This window comes from Paenisporosarcina sp. FSL H8-0542, assembly GCF_038632915.1.
In the GTDB taxonomy this organism is placed as follows: Bacteria; Bacillota; Bacilli; order Bacillales_A; family Planococcaceae; genus Paenisporosarcina.
This window is the reverse complement of sequence record NZ_CP152050.1, coordinates 2,585,261-2,608,125: the sequence shown is the minus strand read 5'-3', so window position 1 is coordinate 2,608,125 and position 22,865 is coordinate 2,585,261. Positions and strand designations below refer to the sequence as shown.

General features: G+C 38.7%; 28 protein-coding genes. 21 read left to right on the top strand and 7 right to left on the bottom strand.

Features of this window, described 5'->3' with window-relative positions; all coding sequences use genetic code 11:
• Window positions 1–15 precede the first annotated feature (15 nt).
• From MHH33_RS13430 to pepF, 8 genes are all read left to right on the top strand, one after another.
• Window positions 16–1,071 carry an ABC transporter ATP-binding protein gene (locus MHH33_RS13430; protein WP_016428015.1) on the top strand — a complete coding sequence of 352 codons (1,056 nt, stop codon included), beginning with the start codon at window positions 16–18 and terminating at the stop codon, window positions 1,069–1,071.
• Window positions 1,071–2,012 (top strand): ATP-binding cassette domain-containing protein, encoded by a 942-nt coding sequence (locus tag MHH33_RS13425; RefSeq protein ID WP_016428014.1) that lies wholly within the window; start codon window positions 1,071–1,073, stop codon window positions 2,010–2,012. Before MHH33_RS13430 ends, MHH33_RS13425 begins: the two co-directional genes overlap by 1 nt.
• A gap of 542 nt (window positions 2,013–2,554) precedes the next feature.
• Window positions 2,555–2,782: a YczI family protein gene (locus MHH33_RS13420; protein ID WP_342543777.1), complete on the top strand. Its 228-nt coding sequence runs from the start codon at window positions 2,555–2,557 to the stop codon at window positions 2,780–2,782.
• A gap of 235 nt (window positions 2,783–3,017) precedes the next feature.
• Window positions 3,018–4,223 carry a putative glycoside hydrolase gene (locus MHH33_RS13415; protein ID WP_342542006.1) on the top strand — a complete coding sequence of 402 codons (1,206 nt, stop codon included), beginning with the start codon at window positions 3,018–3,020 and terminating at the stop codon, window positions 4,221–4,223.
• 411 nt (window positions 4,224–4,634) lie between these two features.
• Entirely contained in the window at window positions 4,635–5,030 is a 396-nt protein-coding gene (gene spxA / locus MHH33_RS13410) for a transcriptional regulator SpxA (RefSeq protein ID WP_162920212.1), read from the top strand.
• 261 nt (window positions 5,031–5,291) lie between these two features.
• Entirely contained in the window at window positions 5,292–5,960 is a 669-nt protein-coding gene (gene mecA / locus MHH33_RS13405) for an adaptor protein MecA (protein WP_342542005.1), read from the top strand.
• A gap of 145 nt (window positions 5,961–6,105) precedes the next feature.
• A complete protein-coding gene (locus tag MHH33_RS13400) occupies window positions 6,106–7,263 on the top strand; it encodes a competence protein CoiA family protein (protein WP_342542004.1) in 1,158 nt (385 codons plus the stop codon).
• A gap of 64 nt (window positions 7,264–7,327) precedes the next feature.
• On the top strand, window positions 7,328–9,145 hold the full coding sequence (gene pepF, locus MHH33_RS13395) for an oligoendopeptidase F (protein WP_342542003.1): 1,818 nt from the start codon (window positions 7,328–7,330) through the stop codon (window positions 9,143–9,145).
• A gap of 721 nt (window positions 9,146–9,866) precedes the next feature.
• Here pepF and MHH33_RS13390 read toward each other — a convergent pair.
• The 3 genes from MHH33_RS13390 to MHH33_RS13380 form a co-directional block, all read right to left on the bottom strand.
• Window positions 9,867–10,679 carry a ClpXP adapter SpxH family protein gene (locus MHH33_RS13390; protein WP_016428007.1) on the bottom strand — a complete coding sequence of 271 codons (813 nt, stop codon included), beginning with the start codon at window positions 10,677–10,679 and terminating at the stop codon, window positions 9,867–9,869.
• A complete protein-coding gene (locus MHH33_RS13385) occupies window positions 10,676–11,074 on the bottom strand; it encodes a group 2 hemoglobin yjbI (protein ID WP_016428006.1) in 399 nt (132 codons plus the stop codon). The genes MHH33_RS13390 and MHH33_RS13385 overlap by 4 nt, the downstream gene beginning before the upstream one ends.
• Window positions 11,075–11,230: 156 nt before the next feature.
• Entirely contained in the window at window positions 11,231–11,803 is a 573-nt protein-coding gene (locus MHH33_RS13380) for a CYTH domain-containing protein (protein ID WP_016428005.1), read from the bottom strand.
• A gap of 108 nt (window positions 11,804–11,911) precedes the next feature.
• Here MHH33_RS13380 and MHH33_RS13375 point away from each other — a divergent pair, with 108 nt between their 5' ends.
• The 4 genes from MHH33_RS13375 to MHH33_RS13360 are packed head-to-tail and all read left to right on the top strand — an operon-like array spanning window position 11,912 to window position 14,687.
• Window positions 11,912–12,298 (top strand): hypothetical protein, encoded by a 387-nt coding sequence (locus MHH33_RS13375; protein WP_016428004.1) that lies wholly within the window; start codon window positions 11,912–11,914, stop codon window positions 12,296–12,298.
• A gap of 46 nt (window positions 12,299–12,344) precedes the next feature.
• Complete coding sequence (locus tag MHH33_RS13370; RefSeq protein ID WP_016428003.1) at window positions 12,345–13,025, top strand: GTP pyrophosphokinase family protein; 681 nt, start codon at window positions 12,345–12,347, stop codon at window positions 13,023–13,025.
• On the top strand, window positions 13,022–13,822 hold the full coding sequence (locus MHH33_RS13365) for an NAD kinase (RefSeq protein ID WP_016428002.1): 801 nt from the start codon (window positions 13,022–13,024) through the stop codon (window positions 13,820–13,822). The genes MHH33_RS13370 and MHH33_RS13365 overlap by 4 nt, the downstream gene beginning before the upstream one ends.
• On the top strand, window positions 13,815–14,687 hold the full coding sequence (locus tag MHH33_RS13360) for an RluA family pseudouridine synthase (protein WP_016428001.1): 873 nt from the start codon (window positions 13,815–13,817) through the stop codon (window positions 14,685–14,687). Before MHH33_RS13365 ends, MHH33_RS13360 begins: the two co-directional genes overlap by 8 nt.
• Here MHH33_RS13360 and prpE read toward each other — a convergent pair.
• Complete coding sequence (prpE, locus tag MHH33_RS13355) at window positions 14,684–15,436, bottom strand: bis(5'-nucleosyl)-tetraphosphatase PrpE (protein WP_016428000.1); 753 nt, start codon at window positions 15,434–15,436, stop codon at window positions 14,684–14,686. The two genes, MHH33_RS13360 and prpE, sit on opposite strands and share 4 nt — an antisense overlap.
• A gap of 100 nt (window positions 15,437–15,536) precedes the next feature.
• Here prpE and mgtE point away from each other — a divergent pair, with 100 nt between their 5' ends.
• The 3 genes from mgtE to MHH33_RS13340 all read left to right on the top strand — a co-directional run bounded on the left by mgtE (window position 15,537) and on the right by MHH33_RS13340 (window position 18,303).
• A complete protein-coding gene (gene mgtE / locus MHH33_RS13350) occupies window positions 15,537–16,910 on the top strand; it encodes a magnesium transporter (protein WP_016427999.1) in 1,374 nt (457 codons plus the stop codon).
• 175 nt (window positions 16,911–17,085) lie between these two features.
• Window positions 17,086–17,856 (top strand): enoyl-ACP reductase FabI, encoded by a 771-nt coding sequence (gene fabI, locus MHH33_RS13345; protein WP_016427998.1) that lies wholly within the window; start codon window positions 17,086–17,088, stop codon window positions 17,854–17,856.
• Window positions 17,857–17,898: 42 nt separating this feature from the next.
• Complete coding sequence (locus tag MHH33_RS13340) at window positions 17,899–18,303, top strand: hypothetical protein (protein ID WP_016427997.1); 405 nt, start codon at window positions 17,899–17,901, stop codon at window positions 18,301–18,303.
• A 175-nt stretch (window positions 18,304–18,478) separates the two neighbouring features.
• On the opposite strand, the gene MHH33_RS13335 is transcribed toward MHH33_RS13340, so the two are convergent.
• Window positions 18,479–19,012 (bottom strand): CotY/CotZ family spore coat protein, encoded by a 534-nt coding sequence (locus MHH33_RS13335; RefSeq protein WP_342542002.1) that lies wholly within the window; start codon window positions 19,010–19,012, stop codon window positions 18,479–18,481.
• 149 nt (window positions 19,013–19,161) lie between these two features.
• Between MHH33_RS13335 and MHH33_RS13330 the strand changes: the two genes are divergently transcribed.
• The 6 genes from MHH33_RS13330 (at window position 19,162) to MHH33_RS13305 (ending at window position 21,873) form a co-directional block, all read left to right on the top strand.
• Window positions 19,162–19,569 (top strand): YhcN/YlaJ family sporulation lipoprotein, encoded by a 408-nt coding sequence (locus tag MHH33_RS13330; RefSeq protein ID WP_016427995.1) that lies wholly within the window; start codon window positions 19,162–19,164, stop codon window positions 19,567–19,569.
• The gene (spoVAC, locus tag MHH33_RS13325; RefSeq protein ID WP_016427994.1) at window positions 19,569–20,024 is read left to right on the top strand and encodes a stage V sporulation protein AC; all 456 of its coding nucleotides are present in this window, start codon (window positions 19,569–19,571) and stop codon (window positions 20,022–20,024) included. Before MHH33_RS13330 ends, spoVAC begins: the two co-directional genes overlap by 1 nt.
• On the top strand, window positions 20,018–21,022 hold the full coding sequence (locus tag MHH33_RS13320; RefSeq protein ID WP_016427993.1) for a stage V sporulation protein AD: 1,005 nt from the start codon (window positions 20,018–20,020) through the stop codon (window positions 21,020–21,022). Before spoVAC ends, MHH33_RS13320 begins: the two co-directional genes overlap by 7 nt.
• A 9-nt stretch (window positions 21,023–21,031) precedes the next feature.
• Window positions 21,032–21,397 (top strand): stage V sporulation protein AE, encoded by a 366-nt coding sequence (gene spoVAE / locus MHH33_RS13315; protein ID WP_342542000.1) that lies wholly within the window; start codon window positions 21,032–21,034, stop codon window positions 21,395–21,397.
• A gap of 66 nt (window positions 21,398–21,463) precedes the next feature.
• A complete protein-coding gene (locus MHH33_RS13310) occupies window positions 21,464–21,601 on the top strand; it encodes a YjcZ family sporulation protein (RefSeq protein ID WP_016427991.1) in 138 nt (45 codons plus the stop codon).
• 11 nt (window positions 21,602–21,612) lie between these two features.
• Window positions 21,613–21,873, top strand: a complete 261-nt coding sequence (locus tag MHH33_RS13305) for a stage VI sporulation protein F (RefSeq protein ID WP_016427990.1) — start codon at window positions 21,613–21,615, stop codon at window positions 21,871–21,873.
• A 35-nt stretch (window positions 21,874–21,908) separates the two neighbouring features.
• Here MHH33_RS13305 and MHH33_RS13300 read toward each other — a convergent pair whose 3' ends face one another.
• Entirely contained in the window at window positions 21,909–22,337 is a 429-nt protein-coding gene (locus MHH33_RS13300) for a GNAT family N-acetyltransferase (protein WP_016427989.1), read from the bottom strand.
• Window position 22,338: 1 nt separating this feature from the next.
• Window positions 22,339–22,857, bottom strand: a complete 519-nt coding sequence (locus MHH33_RS13295) for a YjcG family protein (protein WP_342541999.1) — start codon at window positions 22,855–22,857, stop codon at window positions 22,339–22,341.
• Window positions 22,858–22,865 lie beyond the last annotated feature (8 nt).

Here is a 22,865-nt window from a genome sequence, read left to right as displayed (position 1 = left end):
AGGAGGAAAGCGACAATGGAAAAAATCTTAGAAGTAAAAGACCTTCAGCTTTCCTTCCACACTTTTGCAGGGGAAGTAAAAGCCATTCGTGGTGTAAACTTCGATTTGCAAAAAGGGGAAACGCTAGCGATTGTTGGTGAATCGGGTTCAGGGAAATCAGTAACAACAAAAGCGATTATGCGCCTTTTACCAGAATCTAGTTCAGAATTCAAAAGCGGACAAATTTTGTTCAATGGCAAAGATCTAACAAAGCTCTCAGATAAAGAAATGCAAAAAATTCGTGGTAAAGATATCTCAATGATTTTCCAAGATCCGATGACTTCACTTAACCCTACAATGACAATCGGTCGTCAAATTACTGAACCATTGTTAAAGCACCAGAAAGTAGGGAAAACAGAAGCGAAAAAAATTGCGATTGATTTATTGCGTATGGTAGGGATGCCTAAACCTGAATTACGTATTAAGCAATATCCACACCAATTCTCTGGTGGTCAACGACAACGTATCGTTATCGCGATTGCTCTTGCTTGTAATCCTCAGATTCTGATTGCGGATGAACCAACAACAGCATTGGACGTTACGATTCAAGCTCAAATTCTTGAATTAATGAAAGATTTACAGAAGAAAATTGATACATCTATCATTTTCATTACGCATGACTTGGGTGTTGTAGCAAACGTTGCAGACCGAGTTGCGGTTATGTATGGTGGACGTATTGTCGAAATGGGTACAGTGGATGAGATTTTCTATAACCCCCAACATCCGTATACATGGGGATTATTAAGCTCAATGCCTTCTCTGGATACAGCAGATGAAAAATTATATGCAATTCCAGGGACACCTCCTGATTTATTGGATCCACCAAAAGGAGATGCATTTGCACTTCGTAGTGACTATGCACTTGCAATCGATTTGGAACAGGCTCCGCCAGTATTCCAAGTGAGCGATACACATTATGCTGCGACTTGGTTACTACATCCGGAGGCACCTCAAGTCGAGCCGCCAGCTGCCATTGTGGAACGTATGAAGAAATTCCCGGGAAGTCGATACTATGAAGGAGTTGCGCGCTGATGGCTGAAAAATTGCTAGAAATTAGAAACTTAAAACAATATTTCAATGAAGGCAAAGCTAATGAAGTGCGTGCAGTAGATGACATTAGCTTCGATATTTACAAAGGTGAAACACTTGGATTAGTTGGAGAGTCTGGTTGTGGGAAATCAACAACTGGCCGTTCAATTATCCGCTTATATAATGCAACAGACGGCGAAGTGATTTTCGATGGAATTAATGTTCATGGGAAAAAATCAAAGTCGGATTTAAAAATATTTAACCGTAAAATGCAAATGATTTTCCAAGATCCGTATGCGTCGCTCAATCCACGTATGAAAGTATTGGATATTATTGCAGAAGGTTTAGATATTCATGGCTTAACAAAAAATTCAAAAGAGCGTAAAGATCGTGTCCATGAACTTTTAGAGACTGTTGGTCTTAATAAAGAACATGCAAACCGCTATCCACATGAATTCTCGGGTGGACAACGCCAACGTCTTGGTATCGCTCGCGCTCTTGCAGTAGATCCTGAATTCATCATCGCTGATGAGCCAATTTCTGCGCTGGACGTATCGATTCAAGCACAAGTAGTTAACTTATTAAAAGAACTACAAGAAGAAAAAGGATTGACTTATTTATTTATCGCACATGACTTGTCGATGGTAAAATACATTTCCGATCGTATCGGTGTGATGTATTTCGGGAAATTGGTTGAACTGGCTCCTGCCGAAGAGTTGTACAATAACCCATTACATCCTTATACACAATCTTTGTTATCTGCAATTCCACTTCCAGATCCTAACTATGAGCGTACACGCGTACGTAAATCGTATGATCCTACATCTCATAATTATCAAGATGGGGAAGAAATTGCGATGCGTGAAGTAACACCTGGACATTTTGTATTCTGTTCAGAACGTGAATTTGAATCATTAAAGTTAACTTCTGCAGCTCGTGTATAATGAACTTTGATACACGGGAAAAATGAAATGTGCCATTCCTTCATAAGGAATGGCTTTTTCTTTTGGCTATGTTAAAAGAGAAGTTTGTTTCTCGTACATTTAAGCTAGCCGTATGTTCCGCATAAGCCAGCGAGTATGAAAACCACATATTTGTGGGTCTCATTCTTCGGAAATGCTGCTCCTGCGGTTACTCGTCGCAAAGATAAGGCTGCTTCTGCGGTTACTAGTCGCAAAATGCAATTTTGTGGTAACACCTTCGTGACCAACATCCTATTGGCCCGAGGAGGCTTGTTAGTTCGGCTGCGGAAATGGCACAGATTCCTTTTTTTGGATCTGTTTAATAATACTGTGATATTCGACTGTTTAGAACATATGTTTATACCCAATAAACGAAACTAACGCAACGATTCCATTAAGAAAAAGGACAGCATAACAAAAAAATTGGGAATATTTGTAGAATTATATTATATAATGTAAGAAAAAAATTGCCTTAGTTAAGAAAATAGGCGAGTTTAGTTTAAGGAGGTAGATAAACTTTGTTAATGATTTTACGGATTCTATTTTCAATTATTACATTAGCATTAGCTGGTTATGGATTAATTACAAGAAATTTTGAATTTCAAGCATATTTGATTTTATTTTTAGGTTTATCAATGTTGGTGACGGGAATACAAGAATTCCAACAAAATAAAAAGCTGACAGGTTGGTTATTGATAGTCGTATTTGCATTTTCGCTATTCGTATCTATCCAAAGTTTTATATTGCATTAGGGAGTTTAATGTAAGTATTATTCTCCATACGAAAGAACAAGAAGTGTATTCGACTCAAAATATCGAATACGCTTCTTAATTTGATACAAAACAACAATCAAGTTAAACAGAGCCTATTTTTTAAAAACAACCGAGAAAGTTTAACATAGGCTTTCTTTTTTTATATGACAAATTAATCTTTAAATGCATATGTATACTTGCTAAAATGGTAGAGAATAGAAAGGAAGTACAAATTATGACAGTAAGAAAATACATAGGAACAAGTGCTTTAGTTGCAGCATTATTAATGCCTACTTCAGGCTATGCAGCGAAAGAAGTAATCTTCAAGGACTTTACTGAACGTACATATGGCTTTACTACGGTTGAAGAAGAAATGATTACTGCTTCCGCATTGTTTCGATTTGATTCGGGTATGAATTTCACTTATCCTGATGCCATCCGTGGTGTCTATGTAACTGGTCATTCAGCAGGAGGAGCACGCTTTAAAGAGTTGTTGAAGTTAATGGATTCCACTGAATTAAATGCCATGGTTATTGATATTAAAGATGATTTTGGCGATTTAACATATGTTCCAGCCGACGACTCACCATTAAAACCTTTAAATATCGGAAACCCATATATTAAAGATCCAAAAGCGATGTTAAAAGTTTTAGAGGAAAAACAAGTATACCCAATCGCACGTGTAGTGGTTTTCAAAGATTCCAACCTTGCTAATGCCAAACCAGAGCTTTCCTTTGTGGAAGGTTCAACAGTCTGGAAAAACGGTCGCGGAGAATCATTTGTAAACCCTTTCATGAAAGAAGTTTGGGATCATAACGTTGCCATTGCAATAGAAGCTGCAAAAATGGGCTTCCAGGAAGTCCAATTTGATTATGTACGTTTCCCTGAAGGATTTGAAACGCGTTCTGATTCACTTAAATATGGAAAAGGTGACTATGCAACTTCTAAAGATGACGATGTACAACTACGTGTTCATGCAGTGACCGATTTTGTAGCGTATGCACGTGAGAAATTAAAACCTTATGATGTAAAAGTATCTGTGGATATCTTCGGGTATGCCGCAACCTTACCTGAAGCACCAGGAATCGGACAAAATTTCGGAAAAATTTCCGAAAACGTTGATGTGATTTCGTCAATGATCTACCCAAGTCACTGGACGTCTTATTTTGGCATCGCTAAGCCAGATTTAGAACCGTATCGACTTGTCCAAGAATATGCAAAAGCTGAAAATGCCACACTGGGCAAACTTGAAAGTCCGCCAATTTCACGTCCATGGTTACAGGATTTCACAGCTTCCTACTTAGGAGCAGGGAATTACAAGAAATACGGTGCTGCAGAAGTGGAAGCGCAAATACGTGCGTTAAGTGAAGCTGGTATAAAAGAATACTTATTATGGAATGCGGGCAATCGTTATTCGCCAGGTGTGGATTACACACCATAACACAGAAAAAATTCTCTTTCGTATGGAAGAGAATTTTTTTTTTTTTCTAAATATGAAACCTTTTGGGTGTTTTAAACGTATTATTTAATGAAGAGAAAAAACATTTTGTCATTTTCATTCTCTAATTGAGAATTGAAAATCCAAACAAATTTTATTGTTTAAAACAGGTTAGATGCGGGTATATTTTAAATGTATAGCATAGAAATTGAGTTAGAGTGCGTGCTTCCTACATATTATTGCTAAAATGTGACGCCACATTAAATTACTTGACTTTTTCTTCATATTCTATATTAAAAATCTTGAAAATGGTGTATAATAAATTTTGTTAACCTATATTAAAGTAATTCTAAATTAAAAGTTGTTACAATTTACTTGAACTTGTTTACACATTTGAAAGGAAGTGTTCCTATGATGGTTACATTGTTTACTTCTCCTAGCTGTACATCATGTCGAAAAGCGAAAGCATGGTTAGAAGAGCATGACATTCCATATACTGAGCGTAACATCTTTTCGGAACCGCTAAGTATTAGCGAAATTAAAGAAATTCTTCGAATGACGGAAGATGGTACTGATGAGATCATTTCCACTCGTTCTAAAATATTCCAAAAATTAAATGTTGATGTTGAAAGCTTACCACTTCAACGTTTGTACGAATTAATTCAAGAACATCCTGGACTGTTACGTCGTCCAATTATTCTAGATGAAAAGCGTCTACAAGTAGGTTATAACGAAGATGAAATTCGTCGTTTTTTACCTCGTAAAGTTCGGGCTTATCAATTGCTTGAAGCACAACGCATGGTTAACTAAATTCGGATGAAAAATGACTGATTGATTCTTCTTTTAATTTTAATTGAGAAGAAACGTCAGTCATTTTGCATTTTTCAGCTTGCCAATCTCTTCTCGCTCTACTACAATGCTAATAAATTGTATTTTCCAGAGTAGGAGCATATCCTTTTCATTTTCTCTGGACCGTCATACAATAGAAACAGACACTGTATCGGTAAGCGGCTTGAAGTGTTGCTGAAAAAAGGGGAATCCCTTTAAAGCGATCGAAGGGAGATGTGTAAAATGGATATCGAACGCATTAATGAAAACACAGTCAAATTCTACATTTCATACATCGACATTGAAAAAAGAGGCTTCAGCCGAGACGAAATTTGGTTTAATCGAGATAAAAGCGAAGAACTCTTTTGGGAAATGATGGATGAAATTAATGATGAATCAGACTTTGAAGTCGAAGGTCCATTGTGGATTCAAGTTCATGCAATGGATAAAGGACTTGAAGTAACAGTAACTCGGGCACAAATTAATCGTGATGGGAAGAAAGTAGACTCTCCATTTGAAATGGATGAAAAGGGTCAATACTTTTCTAATATGTCTGAAAGTTCATCAGACGAACAATCTTATGATGAATATGGTGGACTTTTTACTGATTCAGATGAACCTCAAAGTGAATTCACATTTTTTGTGAATGACTTTGAAGATTTGATTCCATTAGCTAAGCGCATTGATTTGCCTACGTATGTATCAACGTCTTTATTCGCTTATAAAGATCGTTACTACTTATACGTTAAAGCAGATGCTGAGTTAATGAATGACGAAGAAATTGAAAATATGGTCAGCATACTTTCTGAATATACGTCCGGTTCAACTGTGACGGTTCATCGTATGAAAGAGTATGGCAAAGAAATAATGGCCGATGAGGTTTTTGAGCAAATCAATAAATATTTCAGTTAATCGCCTCCCTTAACGGGGAGGATTTTTTTATGTCTTGCTTCAAAATAAATATTCTTTTTTGCATTGCTGTAATTGTTCTAAAGAGGTGCGTGACAATTTTTTAATTGCCTTTATGTCGGAATATTCGTAAAATGTTCAAAAGGAGGTGTTGTGTATTCTAACGGCACAAATAAATAACGAGAAAAATTTCACACTGGAAAGACACATGACAAAAAGTCAGTTGGAACTAATACGAAGTACAAGCCAATTTACATGCCCCCAATGCGGAAACCCCCTTCGCTTAAAAATTGGCAAAGTCGTCACTCCCCATTTCGCCCATATCGTGCTAAGCGATTGTTTTACTTCATTTTCAGAAAGAGAATCCCCAACACATTTAATTGGAAAACAGCAGCTTGCTGAATTCTTTACACGAGTAGGTTTTCAAGTAGAGGTCGAAGCATTCATTCCGAAAATTTCACAACGACCTGATTTATTAGTGCAAAAAGGAAGAAATTTATTTGCTGTAGAATTTCAGTGCAGTGTAATACCCATAGACGATGTCTATAAAAGAAATCTTGGATATAGTCAAGTGAAAATTCCATCCGTTTGGTTACTTCGCACCCCTGCTAATATTAATGTCAAGGCAACTGGCGTAACTTTCATCAAATTATCCAAGTTTGAGCAGTCGTTTATCACAATAGATTCTTCATCCAAGCCCACGTTAATCACCTATGATCCGACCAGTACTCAATTTGTTTATATTAGTCATCTATTACATATTAGCGGGTCATCATTTATTGCCAAGATTTGTACTTTGCCGAATATGTTGCAAACTTTTCCTTTTGCACACATAAAACCACTTACTCAGACCGAAGCAAATCAGTATTGGAATATTTACCAGCATAAACGCTCAAAGTTTTTAACCAATCGAATTTATTCCAGTAAATTTGGTACCAGAGATAAGTTTTTAAACAATTGTTATGTTGAACGCATTCTACCAAAAGATTTACCGTTATATATAGGCTTTCCACTACTTGGATCACAAGTCTTCCAAAACCATTCTACAGAATGGCAGTTAGCGCTAGTATGCGCGCTATCCCAAAAGCAAGTAGATTTCGATAATATCAGCGAAGTGTGGATCGAAGCATTTCTTGCCGAATACTGTAGAGTAATAGACTTTAAAATAGCGAAAGATGTAGTCATGCAATATTGCCAATTGCTTCAAGAAATAAATTTCGATTTATCTAAATTAGTATCACAACAAATCATGCAAGAAACATTTTTAAAACAACTTTTTCATAGGTTAATAGTTGCAAAACGTTAGGAAAATTGAGAAAATATAGAAGTTATTCGATTTTTCTATCAAATCGGCTCAAGGGGGAACGGAAATGACGACAGAAACAAAAAACAAAATTTTATCACGTAGTGAAGTACCAACAGATTTGACATGGAAGCTTGAAGACATTTTCTCTAGCGATGAAGCATGGGAAAGTGAATACAAAGAAGTAAGTGGGCTCGCAGAAAAAGCAGAAACATTTAAAGGTACCTTTGAGAACGGGGCAGAAGCTCTTTTCAATGCTTTTACGTATAAAGATGAAGTGTTGGAGCGTATTTATCGCTTATATACTTACTCTCACATGCGTTACGATCAAGATACAACAAATAGCCACTACCAAGCAATGGACAGCCGTATTAAGACGTTGCTTGTAAAAGTATCAACAGGTTTATCTTTCATGACACCAGAACTATTGGCGTTGGATGAAACGAAAGTCAAAGATTATGTAGAAGAACATGAAGGTTTGAAATTATATAAACAAGTATTAAAAGAAATTAATGAAATGCGTCCACATGTTCTTCCTGCAGAACAAGAAGCGTTATTGGCTCAATTCGCGGAAGTGGCAAATGCTTCATCTGAAACATTTGGAATGTTGAACAATGCCGATTTAGAATTCCCTACGATTAAAGATGAAAATGGGGAAGATCTGGAATTGACCCACGGTCGATACAGCCGCTTACTTGAGAGCTCTGATCGTCGAGTGCGTGAAGATGCTTTCCGTGCCATGTATGGTACATATGGAAAGTTCCGTAACACATTCGCTTCAACATTAGCTGGGAATGTTAAACGCGATAACGTGAATGCTAGAGTTCGTAATTATACTTCTGCACGTCACGCTGCAATGTCTGAAAATCATATTCCTGAGCAAGTGTATGATAACTTGGTTAATACCGTAAATAAGAACTTGCACTTATTACAACGTTACGTCTCTTTACGCAAGAAAGTATTAGGTGTCGACGAATTGCATATGTGGGATCTTTACACACCATTAGTTAAAGAAGCAAAGATGGAAATTCCTTATGAAGAAGCAAAAGAAATTATGCTTAAGAGCTTTGCACCACTTGGTGAAGAGTATGTATCGATTGCCAAACAAGGATTGGAAAATCGTTGGGTGGATGTTGTAGAGAATAAAGGAAAACGTTCAGGTGCATATTCTTCTGGTGCATATGGAACAAATCCTTATGTACTAATGAACTGGCAGGATAATGTAAATAATTTATTCACACTTTCTCATGAGTTTGGTCATAGCCTTCACAGCTATTATTCACGCGCAAATCAACCATTTATTTATGGGGACTATTCTATATTTGTAGCTGAAGTTGCATCAACGTGTAATGAAGCATTATTGAACGAATATATGTTAAACACAATTGAAGACGAGCAAAAACGAATTTACTTGCTGAACTATTGGCTGGAAGGGTTCCGTGGTACTGTTTTCCGTCAAACGATGTTCGCTGAGTTTGAGCATTTGATTCATAAAATGAACCAAGACGGGGAAGCATTGACAGCAGATAAGTTGACTGAAGTTTATTATGATTTGAATAAAAAATACTTTGGTGACGACTTGGTTGTTGATGAAGAAATCGGTCTGGAATGGGCTCGTATCCCACATTTCTATTACAATTATTATGTTTATCAATATTCGACTGGTTACAGTGCTGCAGTCGCTTTGAGCAATCAAATCCTTTCTGAAGGCCAACCAGCAGTTGATCGCTATATCAACCAATTCCTGAAAGCGGGATGCTCAGATACGCCGATTGAAGTGCTGAAAAAAGCAGGAGTTGATATGACATCCGCTGCACCGATTGAAGAAGCGTGTAAAGTGTTTGAAGAGAAGCTAGCTGAACTTGAAAGTCTGTTATTAAAATAATCATTATCCACCTCCATCTGAAATAGATGGAGGTGTTTTTTTATTTTAGTTATATCGGTATATCATTCAAATGGTAGAAATAGATTCGCATTTTACTGGAAGCGCTTACCTTATGACGATTTTGTGAAAAAGATTGTGAAGGATTGATTTACTCGTTATGTCATGATATCGTTTAAATGTGAAATAAATCACACACAAACATACACCCCTTTGTTTGAACGTGAACATTTCTCCCATCCCCTTTGTGAAAAGAACCGTCACTCCAGAAATGGAAGGACGGTTCTTTATTTTTTTCTAAAACTATACTGTTGTTTATCTTACATTTGCGCTAGCAGCCTGTTCCGCATGAGCCTTCAAGTATTAAAACCAATTACCTGCGGGTCTCACGATTCACGCTCTTGCGTTAACACTCCAGTGGGTAAGACCCTGGATCGATAACGATGGAACGAAGGCTAAGAACACCACTTTGTGGAAACGCCTTCGTGACCAACATTCTGTTGGCCAAGGAGGCTTGCCTGTTCGTCCACGGAAAGGAAAAGGGAGCCGATTGCCTCTCTTTTTAATGAGTAGTATTAACAGCATTCTTTAACAAACCATGTTTAATGGATATATCTCCATAAAAACTGCCCCCCACTTGTTAGTTGTGTTTAACAAGTGGGGGGCAGTTACTTTTGTCTTTGGATAGTTTTTATAAAGTATATGCCCTATTTAAAGGGAGGTTTCACGCTTTTTGCATATAAGATTTGAGTCTCCATTGATTTGTATCTGCCAATGGAATGCGTTCAAGTTGCTGTAGTAGTGTTCGTTTTTTTAATTCTCGCTCCGCGGCATAGTTTGTCACACCGTAAATGGAAGCGATTTCTTTAGTAGACAATGTATGATAGCGTATAAAAAGTTCATCTAGTGTGGGTGGTTCTTGAGGACTTAGTTCCATATCCAACATCTCAGCCAAAATTTTCTCGTATACTTCGTAAGAATACACACCACACACTTTCAGTCCTTCATCCTCAATATGTTCATTGAAAAATACCATGCTAGGCGATTCACTGACTTCCATTTCCCGACTGATATGGAGATCGCATTGAAAGGCGCGGGTGGCTTCTTTTGACTGAATATCTGACTTGAATTCTTCTACATCCAACTGTGCTTCTTCCGCAATTGCTATGAGGCTTGTAAATGAAGCAACGTTTTTTGTATCCAAGAAAAACTGTTCTTGAAGTTTTTGAAGATATCGGACTCCAGCTCGTTTACCTTGTAGCTCCGCAGCTTTAATGGCAACAGAGGGAAGTGCTGGATGTGTAAAATCATCGGCATCTACCGAATCATTTGCACAAAATGAATTAAGAGTAGAAAGCTTCGTACTAAGTACTACACGTAACGTGAAATATTGTTCATATTCGACTTGTAATTTTCGCACAATCGGTTGTAAATCAAAGCATGAAGAGCAGAGTGGGTCAATAAATGCGTAAAGCTCAATTGGCTTTGTTGAACTCGTAGAAACTATCGCTTCGGGCGGAATCTGCAAGTTATTCACTCGATTTCCTCCTCTTGATCTGGCCGGTTCGTCATATGATGAGCCGTTAGCACAAGGCGATGATAAAAGTCGTCACGGATTTTTCCTTCTAACTCGACCTCATCCATTGCATCATGCATACACTCAAGCCATGCTTGTGCTCTGTCTGGTGTGATAGGGAAAGGCATATGTCGGGCACGTAACATCGGGTGTCCGTGTTCTTGTGAATAAATATTTGGTCCACCTAAATATTGTGTCAAAAATTGTTTTTGTTTACGAGCTGTTTCCGTCAAGTCATCTGGAAATATAGGCTTAAGCTTTGGGTGTGCCGCGACTCTCTCGTAAAATGCATCAACAAGTTGCGACAATTTATCCGGACCAATTTCCTCATAAGGAATAATAGGTTTTCGGGTCATTTTATAAACTCCTTTGCTTGCGCTGTATTCCCATTCTATCAACCTCACGTATATTTCTCAAACAAATCGATTTTGTTAATTCTTACATACAATTTTATTTTCGTAACAACGAATGCAAGTTTATAAATGTACAAGCGGTATTACTATTCATACAGTTTATTTATGTTGAGCCGCTTTCATGAACCGGGCAATTTTTTTTGGTGTTTTACGAATTGGAATTCTATAAGTTGAAAGCATTTCATTAAAGCTATGTTGTCCACTTAAATAATCATTCACTTCAAATTCAACTTCATAATCTGTCTTCCCCAAATAGTCGGAGCGATCCAATACGAGCAAGCCATCTTGATACGGAATTTCTACACGATGTGTATGAAGAGATCCAAATGCGAATAGAACCTCGGGTAAAGACTGGAATTCACTGTAAGATTGGGGCATAATAAAGCCGTTTTGCAAAATTTCATCTTTTTCTGTTGCACTTAACAGGCGTGTAGTTTCAATCATGGTATGTTTATTTTCACCAGGTGCTTTTAAGGTTAATTCAGTGCGCTGTCCAACGACTCGTAAACGAAATCCCATGTAAGCATCACGTAACTGAAAATCCTTCGTGTCGAAGTATGTGTTTGTCTGCATGCGAAAGTCATGCTCAGATACGCCAAATTCACGGCATAAATTATGAAACTCTTCTTTTTCCAACAGATTTTTAAATTCTATTTCTTTTTGAATGGACATCGTGATTCACCACCTTCCTTCTTATTATGCTGAAAAAATTGCAAACTGCAACATATGGGAACCTATGATAAAATATGGGGTAGTAAAGATTGAAAGGAAGAGCAAACATTGCGTAAAACTTATATTGTCGATAGCGGCGTGCAAAATGAAAACGATATCCGTTTTTTATTGCAAGAAGATCCAACCAATCAGGAAGTAAAAGCGGCTGGTCAGTTAATCACTGATTCAGATGAGAATGCATTCGTTTATTTAATGGATGACTCCGATGGGTATACATATGTTCTATTTCCCAAAACAGTGTGGCCATTACTGGCAGTGTCACTTGGTGCAGACAAGGACCCAGTGTTAGTTTGGGGAAAGACGGATATTGTGCTTGATAATTTCAGAGAAGAATTAAATATGCTGATCTTCAATATCGAAGGAAATCACAATTACGGTGAAGAATTTGCAAATGCAGTAGAAGAAGCTTTTAAAGAACAACTGGCTGCAAATTGAATTCATAATAAATTCACGAAGATAGCATTGGCAAGGGGGACTGGTCATGGGGCAATGGAGACGTTTTTTAGAGCCTTATAAGCAAGCAGTAGATGAATTGAAAATAAAATTAAAGGGTATGCGGACGCAATATGAAATAGCAAATACAAACTCACCAATTGAGTTTGTTACTGGCCGTGTGAAACCTCTTGCAAGTATCTATGATAAAACACTTGAAAAAGGAATTGCTTTCGAGCCCTCTGCCATACTAGTTAATGAACTGCAAGATATTGCAGGGTTGCGCATCATGTGTCAATTCGTTGATGACATAGAGACAGTGGTAGAGTTACTGCGTAATCGTCACGATATCAAAGTGGTTGAAGAACGTGATTATATCTCACATGAGAAACCAAGTGGCTACCGTTCATATCACATGATTGTTGAATATCCCGTCCAAACCATTCATGGGAAAATTCATATCCTGGTGGAAATTCAAATCCGCACGTTGGCAATGAATTTTTGGGCATCCATTGAACATTCGTTAAACTACAAATATAAGGGATTATTTCCCGAAGAAATAAAAAACCGCTTGCAAAGTGCAGCTGAAGCAGCATTTCGTTTAGATGAAGAGATGTCACTAATCCGTGATGAAATCCAGGAAGCACAAAAATATTTCAGTGAATATAAAGAGAGTGGAAATGCGAATTTCCCATCTAACTCTGGGGAAGGTAGGTCGAAGCATTTATGAAATTTGCCATTCAATCAAGGAATGATGCACACTCAAACGAATTGATGGCCAATGCCAAAACCTACTTGTCGGATTTTGGACTGGTGTGGGATGAAGAGTCACCTGATATCGTGATTTCAATAGGTGGAGATGGGACATTGTTGCACGCGTTTCATCGCTATAGTGAACAATTGTCGAAAGTAGCCTTTGTTGGAATTCATACAGGTCATTTAGGATTTTATGCAGATTGGAAACCAGCTGAAATCGAGAAGTTGGTGATTTCCATTGCCAAAAAAGAATTCGAAGTGATTCAATATCCTTTGCTGGAAGCGACAATTAATTATCGTAATACGGATGAAGAAAGTGTTTATTTGGCTTTAAATGAAAGCACAATCAAATCTCCTGATGTGACATTGGTGATGGATGTCGAACTGAATGACAGCCATTTCGAACGTTTCCGTGGCGATGGGTTATGTATGTCGACACCTTCAGGAAGTACCGCCTACAATAAAGCGCTTGGTGGAGCAATTATTCACCCATCTTTGGAAGCGATGCAGTTGACGGAAATGGCGTCCATCAACAATCGGGTCTTCCGTACAGTCGGCGCTCCTCTGGTTTTACCATCACATCATACATGCGTTTTGAAACCAGTGAAGGCCGTCGATTTCATGGTGACGATTGATCATTTGCAATTGCTCCATAAAGACGTAAAATCCATCCAATATCGTGTAGCAAAAGAAAAAGTGCGATTTGCTCGATTCCGTCCATTTCCTTTCTGGAAACGTGTACACGATTCATTTATCGACAGCGATGTATAAACAATTTCATTTACTATTTAACGCAACAGAGCCTATATTACTTCGTGAAGCCCTAGGTAAATGGGGGATTTCCAAACGCACTTTAACATCAATTAAATTTGACGGCGGTTCCTTACTAGTAAATGGACAAGAAAAAACGGTCAGACATCCACTTTCAGTTGGGGATGTAGTGACCGTTCTTTTTCCTTATGAAGAAGTGAGTGCAGGGCTGATTCGCCAAGAAGGTCCACTGGAAATCATTTACGAAGATGATGTCCTCTTGATTGTCAATAAACCGCCTGGTCAAAGCACCATTCCTTCCAGGGAACATCCATCAAACACGTTAGCCAATTATGTAGCTCACTATTATGAAGAAATGTCGATTCCTTCGACAGTCCATATTTTGACTCGACTAGACCGTGATACATCTGGCTTAGTCTGTTTAGTTAAAAATCGACACATCCATCACATCATGAATCAAGGACATGTCATGAATAAGACATATGAAGCCATTGTTCACGGCAGAGTCGAGAAACAGACACAAGAAATCATCGAACCGATTGGACGTAAAGGAAGCAGTATTATTGAGAGAGAAGTACGGAAAGATGGTCTATTTGCTCATACCGATGTCAGTGTCATTCGATATGATTCACATTTTTCACACGTGAAATGTCTATTGCACACGGGAAGAACTCATCAAATTCGTGTACATTTGGCTCATATTGGTCATCCGATCATGGGAGATGATCTATACGGGGGGAAACTGGACTTAATTACACGACAGGCACTCCATTGTGCATCTGTAGATATTAAACATCCTTTAACCGGAGAAATTTTAACCATTACGAGTCCATTGCCAGACGATATGAGTAAATTACTCCATTAGTTTTCATAGTTTTCATAGTCGTGAAATTTTTCTTCTACATATGGCTGGATTGAAGGTACTGAAACCACTTCCATCTCAGGATATCTAAGGGCAGATAATTTCCCGCCGAACACACAGCCGGTGTCGATATTCACTGTTCGGTTTTTGAAGCGTGCTTCTTTGGTAGGTGTATGACCGTATACAATAAATGCAGGACCTTTATAATGTTTGGCCCAATCTCCCCGTATTGGACGACCATCAGCATGTTGTTTACCGGAAATATCACCGTATAAGACAAAAACAATAATATTTTTTTGTATCGGTTTACCGATCATATCTTCGCGTATTCCAGCATGAGCGATAATCAGTTGATCATCGTCAAGCTGCTGGTAGGGTGAAAGTGCTTCATAAAAAGCAATATATCGCTTTCTAAATGGTTCTTGTTTATTTGGAGATAATTGCTTAAATTCTTCTACGGTCGTTTCCAGACCATGAGTAATTTGAACTTTATGACCTTTAAAATAGCGATAAAGTTTGTTGCAATGATTTCCCGGGGAATAAATTAATTGCGTGGCATCCTGCAAATCAAACAATAAGTTCAGGACTGCCAAGGATTGCGGTCCTCTATCAGCTGCATCTCCGACAAAGGCGAGTTTGCGTCCATGTGGATGAACGAATCCCTCTTCAGTCGGTTGATAGCCTAATTTTTCAATCAATGCAGTCAGTTCTTCGTAACATCCATGGATATCTCCAACGATATCGTACAACAATTCGTTCACCTCATTATAAAAATAGTTTGCTATAACTTCAGTTTACCCCATACAATGGGGAATGTAGAATTGTAACGGGCAAAGAAAGGAGGGGGCATACATGACAGAGGAGCGTAAACATAACGAAGAAAACCAATTCGATGCTGAACAACTGCTAGCATTTTTGACTGACCAACAAGTAGATGAATTCAGAGATGAATTTTTAGCGCTTCATCCATATGATCAGGCACAATTTTTTGAAAAGGTGGGACCTGACAGCAGGCAAATTATCTATCAGTATCTCTCTCCGAAAGAAATGGCAGTAATTTTCCAGTCGATTGAACTCGATGACGATGAATATGAACCTTTTCTAAAAGAAATGGACAATACGTATGCGGCGGATATGTTATCCGAAATGTATGCCGATAATGCTGTAGACGTACTAAATGAGCTGGGCAAAGATCAAGTAGCCAGCTATTTGACTATCATGGATGATGAGTCGGCTAAGGAAATCAAAGACTTGCTCCATTATGAAGAATATACGGCCGGATCCATTATGACGACCGAATATGTAGCAATTCCCGAAAATTCAACATGTCGCTCTGCGATGACCATCTTGCGAAACGCTGCCCCTGAAGCTGAGACCATTTACTACCTTTTCGTCGTCAACGATGATCACCAGCTGACGGGAGTTGTTTCATTACGTGATTTAATTATTGCCGAAGAAGACACTCTTATACGTACGATTCGAAATGAACGTGTAGTAAGTGTGTCAGTCAGTGACGATCAGGAAGAAGTAGCAAGAATGATAAAAGACTATGATTTCCTGGCAGTGCCTGTAGTAGATTTTCAAAATCATTTACTTGGAATCATCACAGTTGATGATATTTTAGATGTACTCGAAGAAGAAGCGAATGATGATTACTCGAAATTGGCAGCCGTATCAGAGATGGATACATTTGATAAAGGGCCATTAACAGCAGCAAAAAAAAGGTTGCCATGGCTCATCATTTTATTGTTTTTGGGGATGCTCACTGCAAACTTGATGGGTATTTTTGAGGAAACACTAGACCAGGTTGCCATTTTAGCCGTTTTTATTCCGTTAATTGCAGGAATGGCAGGCAATAGTGGGACCCAAGCACTTGCTGTAGCCGTTCGGGGGATTGCAACAGGCGATATCGCCGAACAAAGCAAATTGAAATTGTTGATGCGTGAAGCGGGTACAGGCCTAATCACCGGTATTGTTTGTGCGGTATTTGGCGTGGGCATTGTGTTTTTCAGTCAACACGATTTATTGCTTGGACTGTTAGTCGGGGCAGCAATTTTCGGCTCCATTTTTGTTGCTACCTTATCGGGATCTTTCATTCCGTTACTCATTCACCGGATGAATATCGACCCCGCTGTGGCGTCTGGACCATTTATTACGACACTCAACGACATTATCAGCATTTTAATCTATTTAGGATTGGCTAGCATGTTTCTCACACAACTTTAGCTTAATGAAAATCAGAACCCCATTGATTTGGGGTTCTGGTTTTTTGTTATATGAAAAGCGCCTTCACAAACCCACTAGCTATTACTAGTGTCATATTCTTTTTGCACTTTCTTTTTTTGTGATGTATTATTAGTACCAGGTATTAATAAAGAATATTAATTAGGGGGATTTTTATATGTCTTTGTCATTGCAGGGGAAAACGTTTGTCATCATGGGTGTAGCAAATAAACGCAGTATCGCTTGGGGAATCGCACAGTCGTTGGATAAAGCTGGAGCGAATATCATTTTCACGTATGCGGGGGAACGATTCGAGAAACCCGTGCGTGATTTAGTAGCAACATTGGAAGGGAAACATGAAATTGTTCTTCCATGTGATGTAACAAATGACGAAGATGTGGAGAAATGTTTCGCAACAATTGGACAAGCAGTAGGAAAAGTAGATGGTTTAGCCCATTGTATCGCATTTGCTAAAACAGAAGAGTTAGCGGGGAACTTCTCAGATACTTCACGTGAAGGGTTTTTGCTTGCACATAATATAAGTGCTTTCTCATTAACGGTGGTAGCGAAAGCTGTTAAGCCATTAATGACAGAAGGCGGAAGTATTGTCACTTTAACTTATTTAGGCGGAGAAAAAGTGGTACCGAATTACAATATCATGGGTGTTGCCAAAGCATCGCTTGATATGTCAGTACGATACTTGGCAGCAGATCTTGGGAAATATAACATCCGTGTCAATGCCATTTCAGCTGGCCCAATCCGCACGTTGTCTGCTAAAGGTGTAAGTGATTTTAACAGTGTGTTGAAAGAGATCGAAGAACGTGCACCGCTTCGTCGCAATACTACACCTGAAGAAGTAGGGGATACGGCACTGTTCTTATTTAGTCAATTATCACGCGGGATTACAGGTGAAACCATTCATTGTGACAGCGGTTTTCACATATTGTAAACCTGCAGCATAAGCTATTTCAAAAAGGGTGTGTGTATTCCATTGGAAAATGATCCGCTCCTTTTTGTCCAAGGTCCGCCGGTCTATAGGTATGTACGTAAGGTGTCTCGTTGGCAAGAAGAAAGTACTTCAATCTTCCCGGAGCCTGTTGTAAAAGCCCTCGAAACCAAAGTCGAAGCCGAAGTTGAAGCCAAAGTCGAAACCGTAATTGAAACCGATCCATTGATGTGGCAAAGATTGCGCTTTTTGACGTCAGATTTTGCAAAGTTTGTGTATAAGCCACTTTTTTTTCAATTAAAAGATGGTGAAAAAATTGGCGGAATCGTGGATGTGCTTTATCAAGATAGTGTCCAAATTAAATCAGCTGAAGATGAGATTATGGCATTTGAAATTAACGAAATTAAAGAGATTTGGTGGGGAGGAAAAATTCTCCCGATTCGAGTGTGAATAGTAGTGAAGAAAACATCCATTTTAACATAGTGGATGTTTTTTCTTTTTATCTGGAACTAGCCGAATTATTTTTGTCATTTTACACATTCTGTTGATAAAACAAAACTAAGCCCGACTCCTTTTGATAGGAAGTCGAGCTAATTAGACACTGCACGCTTGACGTGTTTATTTATTAGTCACAAACACCTAGAAATACGTCTGCTACACATTCAATGCCACAGAAGCAATTCAAGTCAACGGTAATACAGCTATTAGAAAGTCTGAAATCTCGAACTTTACAAATTTTTCTTAAATCCAATTTGTCACCACAGTCGTTTAAAAGATCTACTTCTTTATGATGATGATCCAAAGGTTCTAGTACACGAAGTGTTGCGCAGCAACCATCGAATATTTCTTCTACACGGAAGAATACAGAGAAGCAATCACAGTCTTTACGATCATTATCGCGGAAGAAAGCTTTGAACGGTGTACCGTCATCCGTCAAAAGCATGAATACGCGAGTATCAGCTTGGTGACGAGAAGGACTTACTAATCCACCAAGTGGCTCCAAGAAGCAATTTGTTGGACATACCGGACAGTCCATGTCCGTTGCTCGATCTTGAATGTCTTTGATTGCACGAACTACATCACAGATACATTGATCTTTCTTCTTGAAATGTCCAGAAGATGAAGATGACGATGACGATGATGATGATGATGATTCCAAGTTACGTCCACATCCCATTTTGTTTTCACCTCACTCTCTTTAAGAGTCTTTATACAATATGTAGATTGTGTTCGTTGGTCAGGGCGCGTAACCAATTTATACATAAATTTTTGGAAAAACATCATACTAGGATAAAAGGTGAATTGAAAATGAAAAAATTCGGATTGTTGATCTGTATATTATTGCTATTGGTGGGTTGTTCAAATGACCAACCGCAAGTATCCATTTATCATGTTGATGATGATCAGGAAGAAATTGAATCACTCAAGAAAATCTTCCAGGACAATGAAAAAATAAGCGAGGCTGCTGCCGTGTTCTTTGATCATCAGTTGGTTGTGTCCTTGCAAGTAGAACCAATGTCGAAATTCAGCAAAGAAAAAATTGCAAAATCAATTGAAAAAGAAGTGAAATCGCTTTTCCCTGATCATGATGTATTTGTATCTCCTGATTTGAAAATCACTTGGGAACTTAAGAAAATTATTGAAAAGAAACCGACAGAGGATGCTTTGAAAAAAGATTTAGATAAACTTCGAGCATTGGCAAAGGAGAATACGTAATGGATCCCAATTCATATCAACAAACAGTGGACGAGATGGCACCGAAGCGACCCGTTTTAAAGAACTGTCTGAAAGCATTTCTGACTGGCGGTATCATTTGTGCTGTCGGACAAGTCATTTCATTTTTCTACATGGCCTATTTTTCATTTACTGAGCGAACAGCGAGCAATCCTACCGTAGCCACGATGGTTTTTATTTCCATGTTATTAACAGGGTTCGGTATTTATAAAAAAATTGGCCAGTTTGGTGGTGCAGGTTCGGCAGTACCTGTAACAGGTTTTGGTAATGCCGTAATCTCTGCAGCAATTGAACATAAATCGGAAGGTTTTATTTTAGGAGTAGGAGTCAATATGTTTAAACTGGCAGGTCCAGTTATCGTCTATGGTACTTTCTCTGCCTTTGTCGTAGCGCTCATCAAAACCATACTCGTTAAGATGGGGGTGATCTCTTGGTAAGTAATTCGCGGACGTATCAGTTTGCTACAAAGCCAAGTATCGTTTCAACGGCAGTTGCTGTTGGTCCCCTAGAAAAAGAAAGTCCATTCCATCCTCATTTCGACCATGTCTACGATGATGAACGTCTTGGACAAGACACAAACGAAAAAGGGCATTCCCAGTTAATAGAGGATACTTGTAATTTGGCCATCATGAAAGGTGGATTTCAACTCCCGGATATCGATTTGTTTCTTGGAGGGGATTTAGTCAATCAAATGACACCAACCAATTTTGCGGCACGCCAGCTCGCTACTCCGTTTATGGGCATGTTTTCTGCTTGTGCAACAAGCATTTCTTCTCTAATTACAGCAAGTTTCTTTCTTGAAACCAAACAAATGGATCGGATCTTATTTGGTGCAGCCAGCCAGCATAACGCTGTTGAGAGACAATTTAGGTACCCAATTGAATACGGTGCACAAAAGCCTCCTACAGGCCAATGGACTGTAACTGGAGCAGGTTACGGAGTTCTTTCCCACAATCAAGTTGGTAAACCGTTCGTGCAGTCTGCCACAATTGGTCAAGTTATGGATTGTGAATGTACGGATCCACTTGATATGGGGAGTGCTATGGCACCGGCAGCCTTTGATACAATTCAGCGACATTTAGCTCAAAATAAAGGAACTTCTTATGATTTTGTCATGACTGGGGATCTTGGGAAGAATGGCTTTGCCATTTTACAGGAACTTATCAAAACAAGTGGAGTTTCTTCTTATCTTGTTGATAAATATCGTGATGCAGGATCGGAATTTTACGGAAATGACGATAAATTTTTATCTGGAGCCAGCGGAGCTGGTTGTTCTGCAACGGTCTATCTAGGACCAATTTATGCTGAATTATTAGCGAAACAATATAAGAAAATACTGCTGGTAGCCACTGGTGCTTTATTATCCCCACTTTCATTTCAACAGGGTGAAACGATCCCATGTATTGCGCATGCTGTTGAATTGTCGATGGAATGAGGTGACAATATGATCGTTTCAATCATTTTAGCATTTATCGCAGGTGGACTTATTTGTGTAGTGGGACAACTACTTTTTGATGTGGCGAAATTAACGCCAGCGCATACATTAAGTTTATTGGTAGTCATTGGTTCTGTTTTAGATGGGTTTGGCTTATATGAGCCTTTCATCGATTTTGCAGGAGCAGGAGCAACTATTCCCATTACTTCTTTTGGTAATTCACTTACTCATGGAGCTATGGCAGAGGCAGAAAAACATGGCTTTATCGGCGTATTAACCGGTATGTTCGAAGTGACAAGTTCAGGTATCAGTGCAGCCATAATATTCGGTGTGGTTGCAGCAATCATTTTCAAGTCCAAAGGTAAAGTGTCCTGAGGAAAATGCCCTCTTCCTTTAAACTCGTTCGCATATTCTAGTTCGAATGGAAAGGGAGGGAATCGTATGTGTGAGGGTTATAGTCCTTGCGGTGGTTATCCAAAAATGTATCCAGCTCGTGCTCCTTATCAAGGGTCAACATTTATCCTCATAGTTGTACTATTCATCCTATTAATCATCGTAGGGAGTAGTTTCATCAGATAGGAGGGGAACAAATGCAAGACTCATTTTTTAAGAAGATTGAGCAAAAAACTGGTGTATCGATGGATGAAGTTTTTACATTGGCCAATGCCATCCAGCACGCTGATTTTTCAGATGAACGCCAAGTGAAAAAAATTGTTCGAAGAGTGTCGAAAATTGCTGGAAAACAGATTTCAAGCGATTTCGAAGACCAAATTGTTCAATCAGTTGTTCAAAAAGGAAACAAGCTAAATCTTAATGAGATAGCAAACATGATGAACCAAAAAAACGAATAAAAAAAAGCACTTGTTCAGTTGAACAAGTGCTTTTATTATAGATTTTTTTCCATGGCACGATGGGGTATACCTGCATCCATAAATTCAGGCGAGGTAATTTGATAAGAGAGTTTTTCATAAAAAGGAACGGCATAAGACTGAGCATTTAGTTTAACTGTCGTTAAACTAGCTTCTCTCGCATAACTTTCCATCGTTTCCATCATCAAATTTCCTAAATGCTTGCCACGATATTGAGGCAAGATACAGACACGTTCAACTTTTGCGACACCTGGTTCAGGTTCTCGAATTCGGCCCGCACCTATAGGCATTTCATCGTCATACGCCACGAAATGAACAGCAGACTGATCATATTCATCCATCTCTAAATGTACTGGGACATCCTGTTCATCCACGAATACTTTTTGACGAACAAAAAATGCATCATCCAGCTCTTTTGGTATTTCCACTCGTTTGGCAGTAATCAAATCAATTTTCAGCTCCAGTCAAACGGAATGTTTCATAAACCGTCCAAGAGCCATCTTCAAGTTGATACAGCAAATGCAAGCGATCAATAGTTTCCTCGTGATCGACACCAATCATTTTCAATTGGCCATAAATATCGTCATGTTCACCTGATGACATTTTTTGTGCGATGGTAATATGAGGGACAAAGGCATATTCAGCTTTGCCACCCACTTCGTCAGAATGCAAATCTTCATGTAAATTAAGCAATTCTTCACTCGGTTCCACTTTGAAATAAATTGCATTCGTAACCGGTGAAAAGGAACTAACTTTAGTTGTGTGTATTTTGAAGGGGCTGTGACGTTTGACAACGTTGCTGATTTTTGTAGAAAGTTGTTCAATCTCAGTGTCACTAGCTTCGAATACGCCCTTGACCGTCATGTGGGGGGTGATGAGTGCATAATGTGGATCATAACGTTTGCGGTATGAGTTTGCCAAGTCTTGTAGTTTTTTAGATGGGAATGCAACGACTCCATATTTCATCCTAAAAA